This is a genomic window from Rhodohalobacter sulfatireducens (assembly GCF_022012475.1).
Lineage (GTDB): Bacteria > Bacteroidota > Rhodothermia > Balneolales > Balneolaceae > Rhodohalobacter > Rhodohalobacter sulfatireducens.
In genome coordinates this window covers 1-3,486 of sequence record NZ_JAKLWS010000068.1, presented here as the reverse complement: position 1 = coordinate 3,486, position 3,486 = coordinate 1, and the positions used below count along the sequence as shown (strand labels likewise).

Genomic DNA, 3,486 nt, shown 5'->3' with positions numbered 1-3,486 from the left:
ATGGAGTGTAATAAACTGTTTGTCTGCTCAGAGGAAGGTGCCAAAATAATGGACGGCTGTTGCAGCGAAGAGTGCAAACAGAGTGAGTTCAAACGTCCTTTCGATCCCGATAATGCATTCCGGCCATTCCGAAAGTGGTACAACTATTTTGATGATGAGTTTAAGGAGCGGGAATTGCAGGAGAAGTAAAATTGAGCGATGGACTGACTGATCTCGTCACGGTGTTTTCTGCGAGACGGAAGGTGGAGAGCTACACTGATGCCTTTTATACGGAGCATAGCACAGTGTTTTTTATTTCATAGCAGATCGATGAAACAAGTGTAAAATAATATAAAGAAATAGCGCGAGCGTCTCGCTCGTGCTTACTGTTGGGGCACAAGTGAGACGATTGCGCCATCATTTTTCGTTGGTTTAGCCTTAAAATACACCAGCCTGTAAAAGCAATCGTTTATAGAAAAGTTAACCACAAAAGCTCTGCGATTTTCACGGTGGACATAACGTTGTATTCTTTGTAATTACAAATTCTTGGGATCGGCATTCATGAACTTGTGTTTTTCTACACTTAGTTCTTACGATTTAAAGGTTTCCGATATTCGACGTAGCGTTTGACTACGATGAATATCAACACTTAAATGTTTTATTACTCTGCGTGGACTAAACCGTCTTCTGGTTCAATTTCATCATCTTCCAAAAAACCATCTACAGTATATTCAGCAACAGCTTCATCGTCAACATAGATGGTAAGCTTCATGTTATTGGTATGATTTTCAAGTCCCACAATATTTATAGATGCACTAAAAGGAGGACTCATTCTTTTCTCGTATGACCACGGCAATGAGATATCATCTTCTAAGGCTGCTCCATAGTCGGTACAAGCACTCTCGGACTCTTCATCTGCATCCATAAATGCGTATGAGATACTGAAATCAGAACCTTCCGAAGTATTATTGTATGATCCACTGGCTTCCACTCTCACTGTTTTTGCATTATCTTCATCAAAATGAGCACAGCCTTCCTCTTCTTCTTCTACAAAAACATAGGTATTTTCTGTTCTGGGAGGTACTCTGCCTTCTCTCGGTCCATCTTCTGTAATGGCTTCTGCAGTAACTTCATATGTTCCTGTTTTAGCTGGAGGTTTATATGAAATATTGTGTGCAAGTTTATCTTTAGGCTCAATAACACCTTTTTCAGATGTCCATCTAAGCAGTTTATTTTCAGCATATTCCACGGTTGCCGATAAATCAACAGTTTTGCCCGCTTCAACATCTTTTAAAAGAATCCTAGGATTTTGTGGTGTTATTTCAATATTAATTGGGTTAACAACAACTTCTTGAGTTTCTATTGGTGTTGTAGGAAAGTTAAAAGGTTCTGCATAAGCTTTGATTCTAAGTTCAGCTTTTCCTTCCTGAAGCGGCCGATATCCAAGATTCGCATCGTTGCAATCACTGCAGATCTCAAATGCCGGACCTCCATTGTAACTCTCAAGAGGTACGAGTTCCCACTCAAAATAATCTCTCTCATTATCCCGTTCCGGGACAACAACTATTTGCCAATAATTTTTCTCCCACTCAATACCCGTTTCATCAGTAACTCCCCAAAATGTCATACCCAGGTCTCTAAATAATTTTAGAAATTCAGTATGAAGTGCACCGATTGTTTCTTTAACTGCTCCGGCGCTCATTGGGTCCCAAAATTCCAAAGCGTAACCTGCAATATCAGAACCAGTTATTTCAAAATCTCTACTTTCGACTGTCATTAAAGTTTCCCATTCACCGGTTATTTCAGAATCCTCATTAAATATTATAGGCTCGGTTTCGGTGATGAATGATGTTAATTGTCCTGGAAGAATGTAAGCACAGGCTTGGGCCATTAAGCTATATACTGACAATGCCAAAGAAGATGCACCTGCAGCCACTGCAAATGGTGCAGTAGCTCCAGCCGTTGCAAAACTTGCCAGCCCAAAAGTGATTGTTAGCATATCTGTGGAGAGTTGAGCCAGCTCTAAAACAGTTCCTTGGTCTCCAGTAAGTTGATTTTCATAATAACTCTGAACTTTCATCATGTTGGAGACAAAGCCGGGTGAATTTGTACCTTCAGGAGCAGAGTTCTCGAAACTCTTTGGTTTTTGAAAATTCTTTGATTTGGAAAGATTTTCAAGCTCTTGCAGCAACGAAGAGAAATGTTTTTTGACATTTTCTGTCATTTTTGTTTTTGCAAATAGAGCATCAATCACATTTTTAGCATTTTTGGGCAGAGGTTCATTACCGTAAATAGGTGCACTGCCGTCCATAATAGCCATTAGATTATTTTCAAATTTATCTGAATCAAGAGCACGAAGTGCCATATGCATAGGGGCTACGGCTAGATCGACCTCTTTAGTAGGTTTGCCAATGAGATTGTCTGGATTATATCCCAAATGCTCAATTAGTTGTTTTAGGCCATCTTGATAGGCTGATATAAATCGTTCTGTCTCCCCGGGGCTTGGGGTTAGTGGTTCGACAGTAAAAGTAAATCCTGAACAAGTAAATTCTTGGTTTTCCTCTACAAATTCGATGTTGACCTTTCCACCATTCATCCATTCCTGTGGGTGAATCGGTAATATGAAATCAGCGGATTCATTAGCTGTATCCTGAAAAAAAATGATTGGTGCTTTCGAACCTGGATTTTCAGGATCTTTCATCCAGGCGATTGCATCCTCGCCAAGTTCATCTGAAAACCCTTCGACAGTTATGATATCACCCGGTTCTGCAGAATCAGATTGTATCTCGAGGCTTTCACAAACTTCGTTTTCATCTTGTACGGGTTCTTTATTATTGGAATCATCGACAGAAGAGGGAGAATCCGAACATTGAACTGCTGAAAGAAGGATAGTTAGCAGAAAGAGGACTCGAATAGAAAATTGTTTGCCTACCATATTAAACTGAATATTATACTATGATTTAGCTGAGATGAATAGAATCGATTTTCTCTGTGTATTAGAATACGAAACTCCTTATCAAAGTAGGTCAGAAAGATTCAGGCAGTAATGGAATTTCATACACAACCAGAAAAGATAAATCAGATTAACTTTTTGCCGCAATAGAAAATTTTCCAGACGGTAATAGCAATCATCTACAGAAAATTTAAACAAAAAGGCATTGCGAAATTCATGGAGAGCACATCGTTCTGTTCGTTCTGATTAGAATTTCCAGAGATTGGAATTCATCAATTTGTGTTTTTCTACACTCAGATTTCCGATTTGATCCCGAAACATTTTGCAATGAACATAAACAAAAGATGAAAGATCTTGGCGTGAAGGGACGAGTGTATATCGGGCAAGAGGGAATTAACGGGACATTGGGCGGTACACCCGAACAAATACAGAAATATAAAGAGTTCTTGTGGAGTATAAAGGGTTTTGAAGATACACAGTTTAAAACCGACGAGGATGACACTGTTCCATTCGCAAAACTGATCTGCAAAGTGCGCGATGAACTTGTGGCTATT

General features: G+C 39.4%; 1 protein-coding gene and 2 pseudogenes. 2 read left to right on the top strand and 1 reads right to left on the bottom strand.

Features of this window, described 5'->3' with window-relative positions; all coding sequences use genetic code 11:
- Nucleotides 1–189, top strand: a pseudogene (locus L6773_RS20985) (rhodanese-related sulfurtransferase); the annotation flags it as partial.
- 451 nt (nt 190–640) lie between these two features.
- Here the strand turns inward: L6773_RS20985 and L6773_RS20980 are convergent.
- On the bottom strand, nt 641–2,914 hold the full coding sequence (locus L6773_RS20980; RefSeq protein ID WP_237856637.1) for a hypothetical protein: 2,274 nt from the start codon (nt 2,912–2,914) through the stop codon (nt 641–643).
- 269 nt (nt 2,915–3,183) lie between these two features.
- On the opposite strand from L6773_RS20980, the pseudogene L6773_RS20975 reads away from it, so the two are divergent.
- Nucleotides 3,184–3,486, top strand: a pseudogene (locus L6773_RS20975) (rhodanese-related sulfurtransferase); the annotation flags it as partial.